The sequence below is a fragment of the Isoalcanivorax pacificus W11-5 genome (genome assembly GCF_000299335.2).
In the GTDB taxonomy this organism is placed as follows: Bacteria; Pseudomonadota; Gammaproteobacteria; order Pseudomonadales; family Alcanivoracaceae; genus Isoalcanivorax; species Isoalcanivorax pacificus.
Window position 1 is genome coordinate 697,329 of sequence record NZ_CP004387.1, and the last position, 19,230, is coordinate 716,558.

The 19,230-nt window shown below is 58.7% G+C and carries 21 protein-coding genes and 1 pseudogene; 17 read left to right on the top strand and 5 right to left on the bottom strand.

What is annotated here, in order from left to right:
- Positions 1–31 precede the first annotated feature (31 nt).
- On the top strand, positions 32–1,657 hold the full coding sequence (locus tag S7S_RS03295; protein WP_008739906.1) for an NAD+ synthase: 1,626 nt from the start codon (positions 32–34) through the stop codon (positions 1,655–1,657).
- A 23-nt stretch (positions 1,658–1,680) separates the two neighbouring features.
- On the opposite strand, the gene S7S_RS03300 is transcribed toward S7S_RS03295, so the two are convergent.
- A complete protein-coding gene (locus S7S_RS03300; RefSeq protein ID WP_008739905.1) occupies positions 1,681–2,502 on the bottom strand; it encodes an outer membrane protein assembly factor BamD in 822 nt (273 codons plus the stop codon).
- 200 nt (positions 2,503–2,702) lie between these two features.
- On the opposite strand from S7S_RS03300, the gene rluD reads away from it, so the two are divergent.
- The 3 genes from rluD (at position 2,703) to clpB (ending at position 7,213) form a co-directional block, all read left to right on the top strand.
- The gene (gene rluD, locus S7S_RS03305) at positions 2,703–3,674 is read left to right on the top strand and encodes a 23S rRNA pseudouridine(1911/1915/1917) synthase RluD (RefSeq protein ID WP_008739904.1); all 972 of its coding nucleotides are present in this window, start codon (positions 2,703–2,705) and stop codon (positions 3,672–3,674) included.
- Positions 3,671–4,438: a peptidoglycan editing factor PgeF gene (gene pgeF, locus S7S_RS03310; RefSeq protein WP_008739903.1), complete on the top strand. Its 768-nt coding sequence runs from the start codon at positions 3,671–3,673 to the stop codon at positions 4,436–4,438. The genes rluD and pgeF overlap by 4 nt, the downstream gene beginning before the upstream one ends.
- Before the next feature lie 195 nt (positions 4,439–4,633).
- The gene (clpB, locus tag S7S_RS03315) at positions 4,634–7,213 is read left to right on the top strand and encodes an ATP-dependent chaperone ClpB (protein WP_008739902.1); all 2,580 of its coding nucleotides are present in this window, start codon (positions 4,634–4,636) and stop codon (positions 7,211–7,213) included.
- Positions 7,214–7,289: 76 nt separating this feature from the next.
- Here the strand turns inward: clpB and S7S_RS03320 are convergent, their stop codons facing one another.
- Positions 7,290–7,730: a DUF4124 domain-containing protein gene (locus S7S_RS03320; RefSeq protein WP_008739901.1), complete on the bottom strand. Its 441-nt coding sequence runs from the start codon at positions 7,728–7,730 to the stop codon at positions 7,290–7,292.
- Positions 7,731–8,132: 402 nt separating this feature from the next.
- Between S7S_RS03320 and S7S_RS03325 the strand changes: the two genes are divergently transcribed.
- Positions 8,133–9,854: an acetolactate synthase 3 large subunit gene (locus tag S7S_RS03325; RefSeq protein WP_008739899.1), complete on the top strand. Its 1,722-nt coding sequence runs from the start codon at positions 8,133–8,135 to the stop codon at positions 9,852–9,854.
- The gene (gene ilvN, locus S7S_RS03330; RefSeq protein ID WP_008739898.1) at positions 9,854–10,345 is read left to right on the top strand and encodes an acetolactate synthase small subunit; all 492 of its coding nucleotides are present in this window, start codon (positions 9,854–9,856) and stop codon (positions 10,343–10,345) included. The genes S7S_RS03325 and ilvN overlap by 1 nt, the downstream gene beginning before the upstream one ends.
- Positions 10,346–10,493: 148 nt before the next feature.
- Here ilvN and S7S_RS19100 read toward each other — a convergent pair whose 3' ends face one another.
- Positions 10,494–10,835, bottom strand: coding sequence for a site-specific integrase (locus S7S_RS19100; protein ID WP_008739896.1), 342 nt, complete (start codon positions 10,833–10,835; stop codon positions 10,494–10,496).
- A gap of 237 nt (positions 10,836–11,072) precedes the next feature.
- On the opposite strand from S7S_RS19100, the gene S7S_RS19510 reads away from it, so the two are divergent.
- From S7S_RS19510 to S7S_RS19105, 4 genes are all read left to right on the top strand, one after another.
- Positions 11,073–11,369, top strand: a complete 297-nt coding sequence (locus S7S_RS19510) for a hypothetical protein (RefSeq protein ID WP_144401577.1) — start codon at positions 11,073–11,075, stop codon at positions 11,367–11,369.
- Positions 11,366–11,764 carry a hypothetical protein gene (locus S7S_RS19515; RefSeq protein ID WP_144401578.1) on the top strand — a complete coding sequence of 133 codons (399 nt, stop codon included), beginning with the start codon at positions 11,366–11,368 and terminating at the stop codon, positions 11,762–11,764. The genes S7S_RS19510 and S7S_RS19515 overlap by 4 nt, the downstream gene beginning before the upstream one ends.
- 59 nt (positions 11,765–11,823) lie before the next feature.
- Entirely contained in the window at positions 11,824–12,168 is a 345-nt protein-coding gene (locus S7S_RS19520) for a hypothetical protein (protein WP_144401579.1), read from the top strand.
- A 581-nt stretch (positions 12,169–12,749) separates the two neighbouring features.
- A complete protein-coding gene (locus S7S_RS19105; RefSeq protein WP_008739895.1) occupies positions 12,750–13,082 on the top strand; it encodes a hypothetical protein in 333 nt (110 codons plus the stop codon).
- 585 nt (positions 13,083–13,667) lie between these two features.
- Here the strand turns inward: S7S_RS19105 and S7S_RS19110 are convergent.
- Together S7S_RS19110 and S7S_RS03335 are read right to left on the bottom strand one after the other, a co-directional pair.
- On the bottom strand, positions 13,668–14,432 hold the full coding sequence (locus S7S_RS19110; RefSeq protein WP_238582932.1) for a reverse transcriptase domain-containing protein: 765 nt from the start codon (positions 14,430–14,432) through the stop codon (positions 13,668–13,670).
- Positions 14,359–14,619, bottom strand: a pseudogene (locus S7S_RS03335) (integrase core domain-containing protein); the annotation flags it as partial. The pseudogene S7S_RS03335 and the gene S7S_RS19110, both read right to left, overlap by 74 nt.
- 120 nt (positions 14,620–14,739) lie before the next feature.
- Here S7S_RS03335 and S7S_RS03340 point away from each other — a divergent pair.
- The 7 genes from S7S_RS03340 to S7S_RS03370 all read left to right on the top strand — a co-directional run bounded on the left by S7S_RS03340 (position 14,740) and on the right by S7S_RS03370 (position 19,154).
- Positions 14,740–15,732 carry a transposase gene (locus S7S_RS03340; protein ID WP_008739889.1) on the top strand — a complete coding sequence of 331 codons (993 nt, stop codon included), beginning with the start codon at positions 14,740–14,742 and terminating at the stop codon, positions 15,730–15,732.
- 59 nt (positions 15,733–15,791) lie between these two features.
- Positions 15,792–16,184, top strand: coding sequence for a DUF6713 family protein (locus S7S_RS03345; RefSeq protein ID WP_008739888.1), 393 nt, complete (start codon positions 15,792–15,794; stop codon positions 16,182–16,184).
- Positions 16,185–16,315: 131 nt separating this feature from the next.
- Positions 16,316–16,630, top strand: a complete 315-nt coding sequence (locus tag S7S_RS03350; RefSeq protein ID WP_008739886.1) for a hypothetical protein — start codon at positions 16,316–16,318, stop codon at positions 16,628–16,630.
- A gap of 124 nt (positions 16,631–16,754) precedes the next feature.
- Positions 16,755–17,267 carry a helix-turn-helix transcriptional regulator gene (locus S7S_RS03355; RefSeq protein ID WP_008739883.1) on the top strand — a complete coding sequence of 171 codons (513 nt, stop codon included), beginning with the start codon at positions 16,755–16,757 and terminating at the stop codon, positions 17,265–17,267.
- A 23-nt stretch (positions 17,268–17,290) separates the two neighbouring features.
- On the top strand, positions 17,291–17,704 hold the full coding sequence (locus tag S7S_RS03360) for a VOC family protein (protein ID WP_008739880.1): 414 nt from the start codon (positions 17,291–17,293) through the stop codon (positions 17,702–17,704).
- The gene (locus S7S_RS03365; protein ID WP_008739878.1) at positions 17,701–17,934 is read left to right on the top strand and encodes a hypothetical protein; all 234 of its coding nucleotides are present in this window, start codon (positions 17,701–17,703) and stop codon (positions 17,932–17,934) included. Before S7S_RS03360 ends, S7S_RS03365 begins: the two co-directional genes overlap by 4 nt.
- A gap of 485 nt (positions 17,935–18,419) precedes the next feature.
- Positions 18,420–19,154: a hypothetical protein gene (locus tag S7S_RS03370; protein WP_144401580.1), complete on the top strand. Its 735-nt coding sequence runs from the start codon at positions 18,420–18,422 to the stop codon at positions 19,152–19,154.
- The last annotated feature ends 76 nt before the right edge of the window (positions 19,155–19,230 follow it).

Genomic DNA, 19,230 nt, shown 5'->3' on the forward strand with positions numbered 1-19,230 from the left:
CGCTTCCACTGAAGGCAAAGGCAGGTTCAGGATGCGAGTGGTCATTGCCCAGCGCAATATGCTGGTTGGCGATATCGAGGGAAATGCCGTCAAGATCGTCGCGGCGGCCAATGAGGCCCGGCGGCTGCTGGGCGCGGACCTGGTGGTGTTCCCCGAACTGGCGCTCACCGGCTACCCGCCGGAAGACCTGTTGCTGCGGCCGAGCCTGAATACCCGTGTCGTCGACGCACTGGCCGACATCGCGGCACAGACCGAAGTGCCGCTGGTGCTGGGCTATCCCGGCGTGCGTAACGGGGTGCGCTATAACGTCGCTGGGCTGATCCACCCCGGCGAACCCGGCCCGGCGCTGGAATATTTCAAGCACTGCCTGCCGAACTACCGCGTGTTCGACGAAAAGCGCTACTTCCAGCCTGGCGATCAGGCGCGTGTGTTTGAGCTGAATGGCCTCAAGGTCGGCCTGACCATCTGCGAGGACATCTGGCATGCCGGTCCGGTGGCAGCAGCCCGTGCTGCCGGGGCTGAGCTGATCCTGAACCTTAACGCCTCCCCCTTCCGGGCCGACAAGCATGCCGAGCGCATGGACCACGTCCGCGCTCGCGCCAGGGATAATCAGCTGCCCGTGATCTATGCCAACCTGATCGGCGGCCAGGACGAACTGGTGTTCGACGGTGGTTCCTTTGCCGTGGACGCCGCCGGCGAGGTGGTGGTGCAGGGCGGCTTCTTCGAGGAAGCCCTGATCCCGGTGGATGTGTCCCACGACGGGGGGGAGTTGAAGCTGGCTGGCGCTCGCCTGACCGTGCCGGACGAAGAAGAGCGCATCTACCGCGCCCTGGTGCTGGCGGTGCGGGACTACGTCAACAAAAACGGATTCAAGGGCGCGCTGCTGGGCCTCTCCGGCGGCATTGATTCCGCCCTGACGCTCGCTATCGCCACCGACGCGCTCGGGCCGGACCGCGTCGAAGCAGTGATGATGCCGTTCCGTTACACCGCCAGCATGAGCCGTGAGGATGCCCAGGCCCAGGCCCGGACGCTGAAAGTGAATTACCGCGAACTGTCCATCGAGCCGATGTTCGACAGCTTCATGGCCACACTGGCCGAGAGCTTTGCCGGCACGCAGCGGGACACCACCGAGGAAAACCTCCAGGCGCGCTGTCGTGGAGTGCTGTTGATGGCGCTGTCCAACAAACTCGGCTACGTGGTGCTGACGACCGGCAATAAAAGTGAAATGGCGGTGGGCTACGCCACTCTGTATGGCGACATGGCCGGTGGCTTTTCGGTGCTCAAGGACGTCTTCAAGACCTGGGTCTATCGGCTGTCGGAATACCGCAACCGCAAGGCCGGCCAGGACATCATCCCGCGCCGGGTGATCGAGCGGCCACCGTCAGCGGAACTGGCCCCGGACCAGAAAGACCAGGACAGCCTGCCGGACTACCCGGTGCTGGATGCGATTCTCGAGCGGTATGTGGAACAGGATTTCAGTGCCGAGGCGGTGATCCGTGCCGGCTTTGACCGGGATGAAGTGTATCGCGTGGTGCAGATGGTGGACCGCAACGAATACAAGCGCCGCCAGTCCGCGGTGGGGCCGCGTGTCTCCCGCCGGGCATTCGGCAAGGATCGCCGTTACCCGATCACCAACGGCTGGCGCCCCGGCGACTGAGGTCGCCAAGGCGCGGACAGGGCTTACAGCAGGTCGAAGGTCAGCAGGCTCAACAGGCCGCCGTCTTCACTCGGCCACCAACTCAGCGCCACGCGGCCCTCATTGTTGATATAGCCGCTGTCCGGCCAGTTGTGGCGCAGCACCGCCAGGCTCTTGTCCGACAGCTGGGCCTCGCCGAGGGAGCGATAAGCGCGGCTCATGATCGCCAGCGCCTCTTCCACCGACGGCGTTTCCTGATAATGAATCACGACCTCGCGGGCGCGGGCGGCGGCAGCCACATAGGCGCCACGGCGAGCGTAATAGCGGGCGGCGTGCAACTCATGCTCAGCCAGTTGATTGCGGATGAACACCATGCGGGCGCGGGCGTCCGGTGAATACTGGCTGTCGGGGAAGCGGCTCACCAGCTCCTGGAAATCGTTGAAGGCATCACGCCAGGCGTCCATGTCGCGGGAGGCCTTGTCGGTGTGCATGATGCGGTCAAACAGGCCGCGCTCCAGGTTGTAGTTGGCCAGGCCCTTCATATAGAGCACATAGTCCAGGTGCTCGTTGGCCGGATAGTTGCGCAGGAAGCGGGTGGCCGAGGCGACCGTCGCGGGATAGTCCAGCGCCCGGTACTGGGTATAGATCAGATCCAGTTGCGCCTGCTCGGCGTAGTCACCGTAGGGAAAGCGGGCTTCCAGCTCACGCAGCTCGTCGATGGCGGTGAGGAAGTTGTTGCGCTCGATCTGCTTGCGCACTTCCTCATACTGCTGGGCCTCACTACGCTCGGGGCGTTCCTTGGGATTGCTGGAGCAGCCACTGGCGAGCAGGGCGGCGGAGATCAGAAAAATCGTGTATGCGCGCATGATGACCTGACTTTGATTGCTGGCGTTGCCGTCGCTGGCGTTACAATGGCCGTCGCGGAAGCGGCCTATTTAAGCACATCCTGCCAGCTTCCTTAACATCCCGGAAAAATCAGAGACTTATGGTAGTCTGCCCGGCAGACACTCATACCCCCGCCGGCCAACGCCGGCGATTCACAGGCAGTACCGGACGGACGACAGCTATGGGACACCCCGCCACCGATAAAATTCAGCTCAGCGCCCGGGCCACCCCCGAGCATGCCGGGCAGCGCCTGGACCAGGTGGCCGCAGAGCTGTTCGACGGCTATTCGCGCTCGCGCCTGCAGACCTGGATCAAGAACGGCGCCCTGACCGTCAACGGCCGCCCCGGCAAGCCGAAGGACAAGCTGATCGGCAGCGAAGAACTGGTGATCAACGCTGAACTGGAAGCCGAGGTCAGCGACACTGCCCAGCCGGTAGCGCTGCCGATTGTCTATGAAGATGAACACCTGATCGTCATCAACAAGCCTGCCGGGCTGGTGGTGCACCCGGCCGCCGGCCACCAGGACGGCACCCTGCTCAATGGCCTGCTGCACCTGGACGAGCGCCAGGCCAGCCTGCCGCGCGCCGGCATCGTGCACCGGCTGGACCGCGACACCACCGGCCTGATGGTGGTGGCCCGCACGCTGGAAGCCCATGCCTCGCTGGTCGAGCAGCTGCAGGACAAATCCCTGTACCGCGAATACGAAGCCGTGGCAGTGGGTGTCATGACTGGCGGCGGCACGGTGAATGCGCGGATTGGCCGCCATCCCCAGGACCGCAAGCGGCAGGCTGTGGTCGAGAGCGGCAAGAACGCCGTGACCCACTACCGGCTGATCCAGCGTTTCCGGGGCCACACCCACATCCGCGTGCAGCTGGAAACCGGCCGCACCCACCAGATCCGCGTGCACATGGCGCACGTGCGCTATCCGCTGGTGGGCGACCCGGTCTACGGTGGCCGCATACGCCTGCCGGCTGGCGCGTCACCGGAACTGCGCGAGGCCCTGCAGAGCTTCCGCCGGCAGGCACTGCACGCCCGCAAGCTGGGGCTGATCCACCCCGAGAGCGGCGAATACATGGAATTCGAAGCGCCGCTGGCCGAGGACCTGAGCGCGCTGCTGGATGTACTGCGTGCCGACCTGGAATACGAACGATGAACCCGCGCCACCCGAAGGAAGGCTTGCCGGCCCTGGCAGACTGGCTGACGCCGGATTGGCAGCCGCATCCCCGGGTGCGTGCCTGTGTCACCACCCGCGCGGGCAGTTTTTCCCCGCCGCCCTGGCACGGTTTTAACCTGGGCAGCAACTGCGGCGACGACCCGGATCGCGTCGAGCGCGCCCGTCGTCATGTCCAGCGCCTGCTGGGCACTGCGCACCCGCCCAACTGGCTGAAGCAGGTGCACGGCACGGACATCGTCCAGGCCGGCGCCGGCGAAGTGGCCGCCGATGCCGTCTGGACCGACCAGCCTGGCTGGCCCTGCGTCGTACTGACCGCCGATTGCCTGCCCGCGCTGTTTGCCCGCACCGACGGTTCCGCCGTGGCGGCGGTGCATGCCGGCTGGCGAGGATTGCACGCCGGCATCCTGGAACGCACCGTTGAATTGCTGGCACCGCAGGGCGAGCCCTTGTCGGTCTGGCTGGGCCCGGCCATATCCCAGCCCTGCTATCAGGTGGGGGCCGACGTGCGCGCCGCCTTTGTCGACGGCGACCCCGACGCCGCGGCGGCGTTCCGGCCGGACAGCACCCCCGACCACTGGCGCATGAGCCTGGTGGAACTGGCCAGCCGCCGGCTGGCGGCCGCAGGCGTCGGCGATGTGCAGGGCGGCGACCTGTGTACCGCCTCTGACCCCTCCCGTTTTTATTCCTACCGCTATGAAGGCGAGACCGGTCGCTTTGCCACCCTGGTGTGGCTTGCGGATTGACGCGCCGCCTGAACAGCGGCACGTTTGAGTTCTTACTTCTGAACACGTCTGGGTTGAGCAGGAAGCTTGCTACAGATCAGTGTCATATCTCTGCCTGCCGCACAGACTTGCCCTGAACCCTGGATACCCTTGAAAAGACGGTGCGGGAGCCGCATTTGTCGGGGTAATTCCTGAACCTTTTGCGGAGGCACCACGATGCGTCCTGACCGTTTTACCAGCCGCCTGCAGGAAGCGCTGGGCGAAGCCCAGTCGCTGGCTGTGGGCGGTGGCCATACCGCCATTGAACCCGTGCACCTGATGCTGGCGCTGATGCGCGCCCGTGGCGGCAGCGCGCGTCCGTTATTGCAGAAAGCCGGCATCAACACCGGCGACCTGGAAACCGCGCTGCAACTGGCCGTCGAGAAACTGCCGAAAGTCTCGCAGTTCACGGGTGATGTGCAGGTGTCGCGCAACCTGTCCAGCCTGCTGAACCTGGCCGACCGCGAAGCACAACAGCGTGGCGACCAGTACATTTCCAGCGAAGCAGTGTTGCTGGCGGCCTGCGATGATGCCGGCGAGCTGGGCAAGCTGATGAAAACCGCCGGGGTGAAAAAAGCCACGCTGGCGCAGAAAATCGACGACGTGCGCGGCGGCGAATCCGTGGACGACCCGAACGCCGAAGACAAGCGCGAAGCACTGGACAAATACACGGTGGATCTCACCTCGCGCGCCGAAGAAGGCAAACTTGACCCGGTGATCGGCCGCGACGACGAAATCCGTCGCACCGTGCAGGTGCTGCAACGCCGCACCAAAAACAACCCGGTGCTCATCGGTGCCCCCGGCGTGGGCAAGACGGCCATTGTCGAAGGGCTGGCGCAGCGCATCGTCAACGGCGAAGTACCCGAGGGCCTGAAAGACAAACGCGTGCTGGCGCTGGACATGGCGGCGCTGATCGCCGGTGCCAAATACCGTGGCGAGTTCGAAGAGCGCCTGAAAGCCGTGCTCAACGAACTGGCCAAACAGGAAGGCCGCGTGATCCTGTTTATCGACGAGCTGCACACCATGGTCGGCGCTGGCAAGGCCGATGGCGCCATGGACGCCGGCAACATGCTCAAGCCCGCCCTGGCGCGCGGCGAACTGCACTGCGTCGGCGCCACCACGCTGGATGAATACCGGCAATACATCGAGAAAGATGCCGCGCTGGAACGCCGCTTCCAGAAAGTGCTGGTGGACGAACCTTCGGTGGAGGACACCATCGCCATCCTTCGCGGCCTGAAAGAACGCTACGAAGTGCATCACGGTGTGGAAATCACCGACGGCGCCATCATTGCGGCCGCGAAACTGTCGCAACGCTACATCACCGACCGCCAGTTGCCCGATAAAGCCATCGACCTGATCGACGAAGCCGGCAGCCGTATCCGCATGGAAATCGACTCCATGCCGGAAGAAATGGATCGCCTGGACCGCAAACTGATCCAGCTCAAGATGGAGCGCGAGGCGCTGCGCAAGGAAGAAGACGAAGCCAGTCGTAAACGCCTGGAAAAGCTCGAAGAGGACATCGCCCGCTTCGAGAAGGAATACGCCGACCTGCGCGAAATCTGGGACGCCGAAAAAGCGACCCTGCAAGGCGAACAGGAAGTGAAGGCCGACCTGGAAAAAGCACGCGTGGAAATGGACCAGGCGCGCCGCGCCGGTGACCTGAACCGCATGTCTGAACTCCAGTACGGCGAAATCCCGGCGCTGGAGAAAAAGCTGGAAGAAGCCAAAAACCGCGAACAGCAGGAAACGCAACTGCTGCGCAACAAAGTCACCGACGAAGAGATCGCTGAGGTCGTGTCCAAATGGACCGGCATCCCGGTGTCGAAAATGCTCGAAGGCGAGCGCGACAAACTGCTGCGCATGGAAGACGCGCTGCACAAACGCGTCGTCGGCCAGGACGAAGCCGTGCAGGCGGTAGCCAACGCTGTGCGCCGCTCACGGGCCGGCCTGTCCGATCCGAACCGGCCGAACGGCTCCTTCCTGTTCCTCGGCCCGACGGGCGTGGGCAAGACCGAGCTGTGCAAATCGCTGGCGGAGTTTTTGTTCGATACCACCGACGCCATGGTGCGCATCGATATGTCCGAGTTCATGGAAAAACATTCCGTGGCGCGGCTGATCGGTGCCCCGCCGGGCTATGTCGGCTATGAAGAGGGTGGCTACCTCACCGAAGCCGTGCGGCGCAAACCCTACTCGGTATTGCTGCTCGACGAAGTGGAGAAGGCGCACCCGGATGTGTTCAACATCCTGCTGCAAGTGCTGGACGATGGCCGCCTCACGGATGGCCAGGGCCGCACGGTCGACTTCCGCAACACCGTGGTGGTGATGACCTCCAACCTCGGTTCAGACCTGATCCAGCGCCTGGCGGGTGAGGAGCACTACGACGCCATGAAGGCGGCGGTGATGGAGGTGGTCGGGCAGCACTTCCGCCCCGAGTTCATCAACCGGGTCGATGAAGTGGTGGTGTTCCATCCGCTGGAGAAAGGCCAGATCCGTGGCATCGCCGACATCCAGCTCGACGCCCTGCGCAAACGGCTGGCCGAGCGCGACATGCGCCTGGTGCTCACGGACACTGCCCTGGACCAATTGGTGGATGCAGGTTTCGACCCCGTCTACGGCGCCCGCCCGCTGAAGCGCGCGATCCAGCAGAAGGTGGAGAATCCGCTGGCCACCGCCATCCTGCGGGGCGATTTCCTGCCGGGTGACGTGATCCAGGTGGGGGTTGCAGGTGATGCGCTGAGCTTCGGCAAGGCGCATTAAGGGCAGCTTCGGGCTGCGAGCGACGAGCTTCCGGCCCGTCGCTCGTAGCTCGCCGCTGAAGGCCGCCTGGCGGCCTTCACGAACACGCTTTCAGTGCATCCTGGGTTCGCTGGATCATCGCTTCGCGCTGTTCGGCGTCCAGCGTGGTGACTTCGCCCGTCTCCGGGTCAGTGCGGCGCACCACCGGGCGTTCATTCAGCACCTTCAGGTTCTCCCGGTGCTGGGCGCAGTATTCTTCCGGCGGTTTCGGGGTGGCGGGGGTGTTCGCGGTGGCGTCTTCCTGGCGGGCCTCGTCACGGGCCTCGCGGCGTTGTTCCAGTGCCTCCAGGGCCTGCGGCTGGTCCGAGGACGGCTTGCCCCAGGTTCGCACCGGCTCGCTCGCCCGGCCTTCCGGCGGGGTGGCGGAATAGTGGGTGACGCCGTTGTCATCCACCCAGCGGTAGAAGGTCGAGGCCAGGACCTGCGTCGCAGCCATCAGCAGGCCCAGCGCCAGCGGTATTGTTATGCGTTTCATCATGCTTCCCCATCATCAACAGCGGCTGCGGGCGCAACCTCGTCAGCACGGTCCTAGCATGCCCTTGCGAAGGCATTTTCCGCAACTGCAAGTGTTTGACACTACGCACAAATCTGCGACAATCGGGCATTCCGGAAATCGGGACTCCTGAACTTTACCCAAGTGACAGAGGGGCCGGGACCGGGGGCGTTATTACCGTGGCGTCCACAGCAGCGACACTGCCGCATCGTCCCAGCATCCGTCTGTCCGCGTTCTTGTCGGCCACCTCCGCAAGAGCCACGGGAAACCAAAGTAGGGTTTTCTATCTGCGGACACCCAATGACCATATTCCTGCTGCGCAGGCCGCCGGCCGTGGTGGTTTCGTGCGCGCTATGCTGCGTGGCAGTCTGAACTGAGGTGACAGTTGTGGAAAAGCTATCCGGTGCGGAAATGCTCATCCGCGCCTTGCAGGACGAGGGGGTTGAACACCTTTTTGGCTATCCTGGCGGCGCGGTGCTGCATATTTACGATGCCATCTTCCAGCAGGACAAAGTCCAGCACATCCTGGTGCGCCACGAACAGGCCGCCACCCATGCCGCCGACGGTTACGCCCGCGCGACCGGCAAGCCGGGCGTAGTGCTGGTCACATCCGGCCCGGGCGCCACCAATGCCGTGACCGGCATTGCCACCGCCTACATGGATTCCATCCCGATGATCGTGGTCTCCGGCCAGGTCCGCTCGGACTGGATCGGCGATGACGCCTTCCAGGAAACCGACATGGTCGGCATCTGCCGCCCGATCGTGAAGCACAGCTTCATGGTCCGCCGCACCGAGGACATTCCCGAGATCGTGCGCAAGGCGTTCTACATCGCCACCACCGGCCGCCCCGGCCCGGTGCTGATCGATATCCCCAAGGACAAGACCGCCCCGCAGGTGAAGCTGCCCTACGAGTTCCCGAAAAAGGTCAAGATGCGCTCCTACACCCCGGTCGCGCGTGGCCATTCCGGCCAGATCCGCAAGGCCGTGGAAGAGCTGATGAAGGCCAAGCGCCCGGTGATCTACGCCGGCGGCGGCGTTGTCAGCGGCAACGCCAGCGAGTTGCTGACCGCCGTGGCACACCGCCTCGGCTTCCCGGTGACCAACACCCTGATGGGCCTGGGCTGCTTCCCCTACAACGACAAGCAGTTCGTCGGCATGCTCGGCATGCACGGCACCTACGAAGCCAACATGGTCATGCACAACGCCGACCTGATCATGGCCGTGGGTGCGCGCTTCGATGACCGCGCCACCAACGACGCCAGCAAATACTGCCCCGGCGCGACCATCATCCACATCGACGTCGACCCGGCTACCATCTCCAAAAACGTCCGCGCCGACGTGCCGATCGTCGGCCCGGTCCAGCAGGTGCTGGAAGACATGCTCGGCATGCTCGACGAACACGGCGGCCAGCCCGACCAGAAAGCCCTGGGCCGCTGGTGGGAAGAGATCGAAGGCTGGCGCAAGGTCCACGGCCTGCGCTTCGAGGTCAACGAAGACGGTTTGATGAAACCCCAGCAGGTGGTGCAGGCACTGCATCGCGTCACCAAAGGCGATGCCTACGTCACCAGCGATGTCGGCCAGCACCAGATGTTTGCCGCGCAGTTCTACGGCTTCGACAAGCCGCGCCGCTGGATCAACTCCGGCGGCCTCGGCACCATGGGCTTCGGCCTGCCGGCGGCGATGGGCGTGCAGCTCGCGTTCCCGGATGCCACCGTCGCCTGTGTTACCGGCGAGGGCAGCATCCAGATGAACATCCAGGAGCTGTCCACCTGCCTGCAATACGGCCTGCCGATCAAGATCATCAATATCAACAACCAGGCCCTGGGCATGGTGCGCCAGTGGCAGGACATGCAATACGGTGGCCGCCACAGCTCCTCCTACATGGAATCCCTGCCGGACTTCGTCAAGCTGGCCGAATCCTACGGCCACGTGGGCATCAAAGTGGACCGCTTTGAAGACCTCGAAGGCGCCATGGAAAAAGCCTTCAGCCTGAAAGACCGCCTGGTGTTCATGGATATCTATGTAGACCCGACCGAGCATGTCTACCCGATGCAGATTGCAGACGGCGCCATGCGTGACATGTGGCTGAGCAAGACGGAGCGGACCTGATGCGACGCATTATCTCGATCCTGATGGAAAACGAGCCGGGCGCCCTGTCCCGCGTGGTCGGCCTGTTCTCTCAACGCGGATACAACATTGAAACCCTGACCGTGGCACCGACCGAAGACCATACGCTGTCGCGGCTGACACTGACCACTTTTGGTGATGACCGCACCATTGAGCGCATTACCAAGCATCTGAACAAGCTGATTGAAGTGGTGAAGCTGGTTGATCTGACCGAAGGCAGCCACATTGAGCGCGAGCTGATGCTGATCAAGGTGAAGGCCACGGGGGCCCAGCGTGCGGAAGTGAAGCGGACGGTGGATATTTTCCGTGGGCAGATTGTGGATGTGACCAGCTCGGTTTATACCGTGCAGCTTACTGGTGCCAGTGACAAGCTTGATGCGTTTATTAATGCGATTGGGGAGACGCAGGTGCTGGAGGTGGTGCGGTCTGGGGTGAGTGGGATTTCGCGGGGGGAGAAGGTGTTGAGTATTTGAACCTGAAGAAATTTCGTGTTGGTATACAACGGACCCCGCCTTGTGCGGGGTTTTTGTTTTGGGGTTGCCATCACATTTTTGGCGGGGCAGTATCCGGAAAGGGTTACTGGCATGCCGGGCAGGCTTTCACAGAAGAGCCGCTGAGTTGCTAATTTGAATTATTGATAATTGTAGGGATGCTCGTTGGTGCATGGGAAACTGTGCGCGGGATGTTGGGCAGGGCGGTAGCGTGCCCAGGAAGGCTGCTGGCGATACAGAAGAACAAGCGCATTGAGTAGCTGCTGTGACATCGCGCAGCGGCTAGCCGGGTCAAAAAGGCCGAGATTTTTGGCTTGGTTATTTCTGATGGATGGCGCATTCGGTGGAAACGGATGAAATAGCGAGTCCAGTACCAGTAGGTTTTCTCGGTGCGCACGTTGTAGTGGTGAGCGCGAATGATGTTGCGGAACTGGCCATGCAATTTTGGTTTCCTGCGGATATCCTTGCGCATGGCAACTTTCCTTGCTGCCCATATGGGCAGTATTGTTAAAATGAGGAAAGAAGAAGTCAAGCGAACAGGGGATGGTTTTTGGAAGGGGAGGTTAAGTCTTTGATTCCAAAAGACTGCTTTATCATTATACAGGGCAGTGAACTGTGATAGGCCGTGCGCGTCGTTATTCAATATACGAGCCGGCGTCCTAATACCTGTTAACTTCCATATGGGCTATCAAACAGGATCAAAAAAGTTATGCACATAGTAATTTCATGGGATATTTCAGCGGAAGGGAATCGCTGGAATACAATTAACGACGAGATGAAAGAATGTCTCAGTGGCTATTCTTGGGTTAGGCCATTAAAAACTTTCTACGTGGTTAAGGTTAATTCGTCTAACCATAGAGAGCAGTTAATTACAGCGCTACAGAGTGTGGCAAAATCTAATTCAGAAAAAATTCATTTTGTTGCATCTCCTGCTATGACAGGCGGCTCTTATAACGGATGGCTTCCTAAAGATCTTTGGGACAAGATTGGGGAGCGAACAAAATGAATTCTTCTGATCAAAATAATAGACATGTCGAGGCTGAAGAGTTCTCAAATGCTCCCGCATCAGAGAATCCACTTGGTGGATCATTCAATATTACTGTATCAGTCCCAGATAAAATAAAGATAAAAATGGTTGATGCGAGCATATTAGAAGATTATGAAATATGGTTATTTATTGCATCACTTTTTAGCAGTGCTGTCGTAGGGTTTTTAGTTGCTTATTTTCAAGCCATAGATAGTAAATCAGCATCTATAACGTACATTGGCTGGACAACAACTGTCTTTGGTGTTCTTTTTGCTCTATCTGTAATTGTTGCTATTAGAAAGCGATCTGCCTTGCGTAAGAAGGGTCGAGATATAGAACTAAAAACATCAAGTGCTAAAGTCAAAGGAAGTTAACAAGTCAAAGCACTCGGACGCAGCAAAGCTGCGCCGGTGTTTGAGGCGTTAGGGGGGGAATGATGGACGCGAAAGATAGGGAAACAGCTGTTGATAGATTTATGGGCGGCTGGGCTGGGGTTATTGCAGGTGCAATTGCTATTGCTTGGATGCTGCTGGTCGCGAATGAGTTTTTTCCTGGCATAGGTTGGGTCTTTGGTCGTTGGGGTAAGTTAATCGATCTGGTTCCGGGGGTTGTGGCAATTTATATGTTTGCTTTTGGCCTCTTAGGTGGAGATACGCTGGTCGGGAAGGGGGTTAAAATGGCTTGGATCATCGTTATTTTTGGAATGATTGCTGTTTCATGTATGTCAGGTGGCGGAGGTTCTGGCGGTTGTACTCGTGCAACGCCACAGTATTGCTAAGCGGAAATGAGGTTAACGAAATCCAGGACACGCATGAATCGTCGGCCTAGGTAGATGTCGGGGTAATATGGTTTTGATGGCATCTATCATGATACAAGTTTATGCATGTCCCCGGTTTGCCGCCTCGGCCGTCGGACGCTCGCAAGCTCGCGCCGGTGTGCGCGGCGTTAGGCGGAGGGGAGCTTGAGTAGCAATTTTTCGGACAAAGGGGAAGCTAGAGCATGCATGAATCTCGGCCTAGCGAGAATCGGGGTGCTGCGGTTTTGATGGCATCTTGCATTATAAATTTATGCATGTCCCCGATTGGTGGCCATTCGGACTTCAAGCTTGCCGATGAGCAACAAAGATCCATCGCTGACATCTTGAGACTCTACGAACTTACAAAGCGTTAATAATCTAGAATGAGGCTTAGTATCAAGTTTCAACTAGTATATTCAGCAATTTGAGCGTAAATATAAGATATGACTGACGTTTGATATGGCCTGTCCCTTTAGGAAGTGGCGGGCACCCTAAAAGTCCTGCGCTTATTTCAGCGTTAACTATCCCATTAGATTAATTATCATTATTAAAGGAAGATCAATATGGCGTTGATAAGTTGCCCGGAGTGTGAGGCTAAGGTGAGTGATTCAGCACTTAAATGTACGGGGTGCGGCTTTCAAATTCGCAAACCAAAGAGAGGGTTCTTGGGGAAGCTATTTAAGTGGGCATTTATACTATTCAATGCCCTTATGGCATTTTGGCTATTCTCTTATTTTGGTTCAGTTGGCGAAATTGTTTCAACTTCTGATAGCGAAGCAGCACAGGCCGGAGCGGCAGTTGGAGCCACAATTGGCACTAGTATGATCATGGGGTTTTGGGTTTTTGGCGATATTATTCTAGGGTTGCTTGTATTGTTCACTAAGCCAAAATCGTAGTAGGAAATAATCCCAGAACACGCAGAGCGCCGGGCAAAGCTGGCGGTAAATCAAGCGGTGCAAGTCCGCTATTCAGTAGGAGGGTGGCGCCTCGCTGAAGCCCCGAGTCATGGTCCGCTGCCCGTAAGGTCAGAGGTTAAGCGTTGACAGGGGAAGGTGCAGGCTCGGTATTGAGCTCCGAAATCACTCGTCGGGAGTGCCGACCTTGTTGCTTGAAAGGGAAGGCCACACTGCTTTTAGCGCTATGCGAGCGACCAAGCAGGCTCCCCGGAGTCAGAGACCCGGTGCATGTACTGATGTTTACCGAACGGAACCCGGGAGGCCCTGTGCATCACCAGCATCATTCCGTGCTGGTCACACCGAAGAAATGAAGAAATAAGGTCGGTGCTGGCACAGGGAGTCGGACAAAATCATAGCGGCGAAGTCCGGGACACGCATGAATTGCCGGCTTAGCTAGATATCGGGGTGATGTGGTTTTGATGGCTCTATCATGATAAATGTAGTCGCGGTAGGAATACCGGTCACCCGGCACCCCCCGCACAGATCCGGACGTGCGCTACTAACGCATCCGGCTCCTGCTTCGAGTCAACCGCACCAGCGTTGATTCGGGTATGGATGTACGATCCGCACGGTGGGTATCCAGCGCTTGATATGCTTTGTCATGTTTACCCAACTTATCGGCCTTTTGTTTCCACGCCTTCGCAGCGCTTTGCACCAGTGCCGACAGATTTCCGTGCGGAAGGCTTGCAGCGATACACCATTGCCCGGCACACCGTAGTAGTTGACCAGTCCTGTCAGGACTTTTCTCAACCAACGCCCCTGATCGTGTACGTTAACCATCAGGTTCCGCCTTAACCACTCTTTGATTCTCAGTAAAGTAGCCCGCTGACGTTTGGCGATAGTGTGCCGCCGGACTGTAAAGCAACCGTCCCGACGTACAGCACAGAGATGGGTGAAGCCAAGGAAGTCAAATGGCTCCGGCTTACCCTTTCCCTGTTCCTTACGGTTTGCTAGCGCAAAGCGGCCAAACTCAATCAGCCGTGTCTTATCGGGGTGTAGTCTCAGTCCAAACTGTGTGAGTCGCCGCACCAGAGCGGTGTATAGGGCATGCCCGTCGCTTTTGTACTGGAAACCCAGCACAAAGTCGTCGGCATAGCGGACAATATAAACTTCTCCCCGCGCATGCCGTTGCCGCCACTGGTGTACCCATAGATCAAGCACATAGTGTGTACAGTGATGGTTATTGCCTGACACTCGCCCCCTGACAGTTATCTCTTTATGCCGCGTTAGCGGCAGATTTTCCAGTCCCTGATTTGTGTTTCTTTGGCAGCCCTTTGACGAACATGTCATAGGGTGTTTTGCCGCCCATGTTGCGGCCCTGGTGTGGTCGCTTGGTGTTGTAGCGGATCAGATATTCGTCAAGGTCTGACTGCATCTCGCCGAGGCTTTCATACCACTTCTCCCGGCCCTTGATGCGGAAGTGCTCGTCCAACAAGGTCCGGTGCATGCGTTCGACAAAGCCATTGGACTGGGGCCGGCACAGAATCCAGGACACGCATAAATTGGACAATCTCTTACAGCGATCCGATCAATAAACTGACATCAGCCTTGGCAGGCTCCGGTTATGGTGGTAACTCGATCAGCAAGGAGCGCTGCCATGACCCAATCCCGAGCGTCCCAGGTATCCCTGGACGACACCCCGTACTATCACTGCATCTGCCGCTGCGTACGACGAGCCTTTCTCTGCGGTATTGACCACTATTCGGGCCACGATTATGAACACCGCCGCCAGTGGGTTGTAGACAGGCTCGCCGTGCTGGCCGACGTGTTCGCCATAGACCTGTGCGCCTACGCAGTTATGTCCAATCACTATCATCTGGTATTGAGGATAGACCGGGACAGCGCATTGTCCTGGTCGGATGACGAGGTAGTAGCGAGGTGGACCAGCATTTTCTCCGGCCATCTTCTGGTTGACCGATGGCGTTCAGGCGCCGCAGATGCCGCCGAAGCGCATCGCGCGCAGGAAATGATCGACCTCTGGCGGCAGCGTCTTTTTGACCTGAGCTGGTTTATGAAATGCCTGAATGAACACCTGGCCCGCAAGGCCAACGAGGAGGATCAATGCAAAGGGCGTTTCTGGGAGAGCCGTTACAGGAGCCAGGCACTGCTGGATGAGAAGGCACTGCTCAGTTGCATGGCGTATGTGGACCTGAATCCGGTCCGCGCCGGCATGGCAGACAAGCCGGAGGATGCCGAATACACGTCTATCCAGCAGCGTAGCCAGGCGCTGATGTCTGTAAACGCCATGGGCGAGCCGTCGTTGCCCAGATTGCTGCCTCTTGTGGATGCGGAGCAGATTGAGACGCCTGATAACGGGACGGTGTGCCGTGTGCGCCTGCTGGATTACCTTCAGTTGGTGGATGCAACAGGGCGCGCAGTAAGAGCAGGAAAGGGCGGGGCCATTTCCGCTCAGGCTGCCGACATTCTGAAGCGGCTAAATATTGATGAGCGTGCGTGGTTAAGGCACATGGCACCGCGCCGGCAGCGCATTCCGTTAGCAATGGGTTCCCTGGCACGTCTCAAAGAGTTTGCAGCGTCAACCGGGCGCTGTTGGGTGGCTGGCCAGAGCCTGGCTTCTGGTCTGGGGTGACTGCCCGGGCGCCCGGCTCGGTCATGCGCGCCGTGGAGCACATTCTATGAGGAAGAGACGTGAAAGAGCGGTTTTTCTACCTGGGTATCGGGCTATTCTTCACGCATGAACTGGATGCGATGACGAATCATGAATGGAGAGTGCTACCGCTCACCAGTTGGCTTAGTGACGATATGGGCAGGCTGGTCTTTGTGGCCGCCCATGTCCCGCTGTTTGCGATACTGGTGGCACTGACGGCGAGCTTGAACAGCGTGGTGCGAAGTCGGACCAGAGTGTGGCTATCTGCTTTCCTGATACTCCATGGCATGCTCCATGCCCTGTTCGTACTGCACGATAAGTATGAATTCGATGCATTAATGTCAAATATTCTGATCTACGGTGCAGCAATCTGCGGTCTGTTGTATCTGTGGCGACATCACGTAGATAATAACGGCGCTCTCGGGTGCGGATGAGTCGCTTGGCAAGAACCTCCGATGGGCCGGTGCGGCAGGCCGGCTGTAGCAGGCCTGCCGTAGGTGATCAACAGGTTGTCTGTCAAATTGGCATGCCCTCATTCGCGTAAATGAAGGAGCCTTCGTTATCTATGAAAAAGCCAGATTGGAAGAAGTTCTCAGAACTCAGGAAAGTAGTACTGGAGCGGTTCTGTCGTCGGGTATTCGAGGGAATACATGAAATTGAATCGGACAGCGAAGCCTCATTTCATGAGCGTTACCTTTCTCTTTACCAATATATTCATGACAGCAACAAGACAATGTCCCTGATCTTCGATGGAACGACAAAAATGCTCGCTACGACTCAGCTAAGGGCAATGGCTAACTATGAACTCCTGGAAGATGGGGAGCTTGAAGGCTTTTCGGATGAAGTCCTGCGCGCTATAGGGCGCGATAGAGAGAGCTGAATGGCGCGGAGGGCGTGGGGCAAGGAAAATTTGCTCAAGGCTTTGCTGATTGTGAATATAGGAAGGAATAGCGTAAGTAGAATATGAATGATGTCCTAGGTCGATGGATGTCCATGGTACAGCAATGAAAAGCCAAAGCGCCAAAGCGAAACACGAAGACCGCAGCCGACGTCGCGCCCGCCATAGCCCGGAGTTATTGCGGCGACTGCTGCGGGCGAAAGACTCGATCGACAAGGCGTCCCACGAGGCCTGGCCCGTCCGGCGGCTGGCGCGGGTAAGCGGCGTCTCAGAAGCGCATTTCGCCCGCTCATTCAAGGACGCCTTCGGCATACCGCCACACCGCTACCTGCTCACACGGCGCATCGAACGGGCTACGGCGCTGCTGCGCGAGACCAGCCTCTCCATAACCGATGTCGCCTTTCAGGTGGGGTGGGACAGCCTGGGCACGTTCGGGCGCACCTTTCGCGATGTGACCGGGGAGAGCCCGGGGGCGTTCCGGCTGCGCGAGAAGGCCGCCATGCAGGAACAACAGGGTCAGATGCCCGTCTGCTTTCTCAAGGCCAGTAACCGGCCGGACCTCGCGATAGCAGTTTTGGAGAAGCGCCGCCGTGCGTCGAAAGATAACAATGCGGGCTAGCCGATCACAGTGAAGGAGGTCTGATGAGTCAGGGGGTTCAGGTAGTGGGTTTGTACGTGCGGGATCATGACGAAGCGCTCGCGTTCTATGTGGACAAGCTCGGGTTCAAGGTCCATACGGATGTGCGCAATGGCGACTATCGATGGCTGACGGTTCAGCACCCGGAGCAGCCATTGTTCCAGCTCGGCCTGTTTGTGCCAGGGCCGCCAGTGCTGGATGCCGCAACGGCTGAGGATATCAGCGCCATCGTGGCCAAGGGCGCAATGCCGCCGCTGGTGCTGGCGGTGGATGACTGCCGTGCCGCCTACGAGAAGTTGCGCGCTGGCGGCGTTGAGTTCACGCAGGAGCCGATTGAGCGCTTTGGCAATATAGACGCCGGGTTCCGTGATCCCTCGGGCAACGGGTGGAAGATGATCCAGGCGGGGAAACAGTCATGAATGTGAGCCACTGGCTACGACAAGGTCACCGCTGGGTGTCCATCCTTTTTACCGGCACAGTGATCGCGAATTTTATCGCGCTGGCGATGGGGAATGGCCAGCAACCTCCGGCGTGGGTGACTTATTCGCCCCTGCTGCCGCTGGCCCTTCTCCTGCTGACCGGCCTGTACATGTTTGTGCTGCCGTATGTCTCGCGGAGCAAGAAAGGTGCCGAGACAGGACACGCATAGATTGCAGTGGTCGATAAGGCAACCCGCGATCTGTGCATCTGGAAAGCAAGATGGCCTGGACAGGCTGGGTGATGGTCTCTGGAGCAGCTGGGTGTCCCCAATATGTCCGAAATGATTGATGATCTGGAAGCACTTATGGTTCGTGGGTTCGCAAACGACATAATGAATGTAAAGATGGAAACGTTCATGCACACTCGGCAATGATGCCAAACAAGTCAAGGCAGCGGGACATATTTTTCTTCAGAAGCCAGCGTAATTGAAATCCAGGACACGCACGAGCAAATCCAGGACACGCAGAGCGCCGGGCAAGAGAACCCGGGACACGCATGAATGATCTGTTTTAAAGCGAAATCATAATGATGTCTTGTTGAGGGTGGTATCCTCAATTGGCTTCTCGTTCTCGGTGGGTGGCGTTTGACCAGTCAGCCGCAGAGCGGCGGGGTGTAATGACTGATTGAAAAATAAACAACAAATAGAGATTAGCCATGAAATACTTAAAGGCATGCCTGGTAGGGTTGGGAATCTGGGGAGCGGCTACGCCGAGTGTAGCGACTCACTTTCTTTTGAGTGTGGATCCGGTGACGGGTCTCCCGGCATTGTTTGTTGGCTCCGGCGTTGTCACAAACAGCCCGGGGGCAGAGCCACCGGGTAGAGGTGGCAGAGATGAATCCCCGATCCAGCCTGCTCAAGTGGTGCAGCTGGATTCGGAAACTACAGCAGCGATGATCGCGCAAACGCTGGCCGGGTCGGACGTTATTGCTGCGTTGTTGCAGAACAAGGCCGCTCTGGATGCGGAGAACGCCGCTTTAATGGCTGCTCTAAATCAGAGTCTGGGCGGGCAGCTTGAGAGTAGCGGTGATCTGGCTGAAGCGGGCCTGCGTGCCGATATGAATGAGCTGGTCGCCAGCATCATCGGTGCGGCGCTAGCGAGTACGACAGTTACAGAGGAAGAGGCACGCGCCTTGATTGAGCGTACGACCGGCGAGCTTGCGTCACGGCCATCAGCGTCGCCACCGCTCCAGTCGGGAGGGCAGGCCGCTAGCGAATTAGAGGCGCGGCAGCGCGAGCTTAGGGAGCAGGCAGAGCAGCGGCGCCAGCAACAGGCAGAACAGGCAGAACAGGCAGAACAGCAGCGTGAGCAAGCGCATCAAAGAAATCAGGAATTGATTGCGAAGATTGAAGAACAGCGGCGCCAAAACAATCATCCGGGACACGCATGAATTGCCGGCCTGGCTAGTATCGGGGTGATGTGGTTTTGATAAACGAATCCGGGACACGCAAAAACGTGCGATTCGG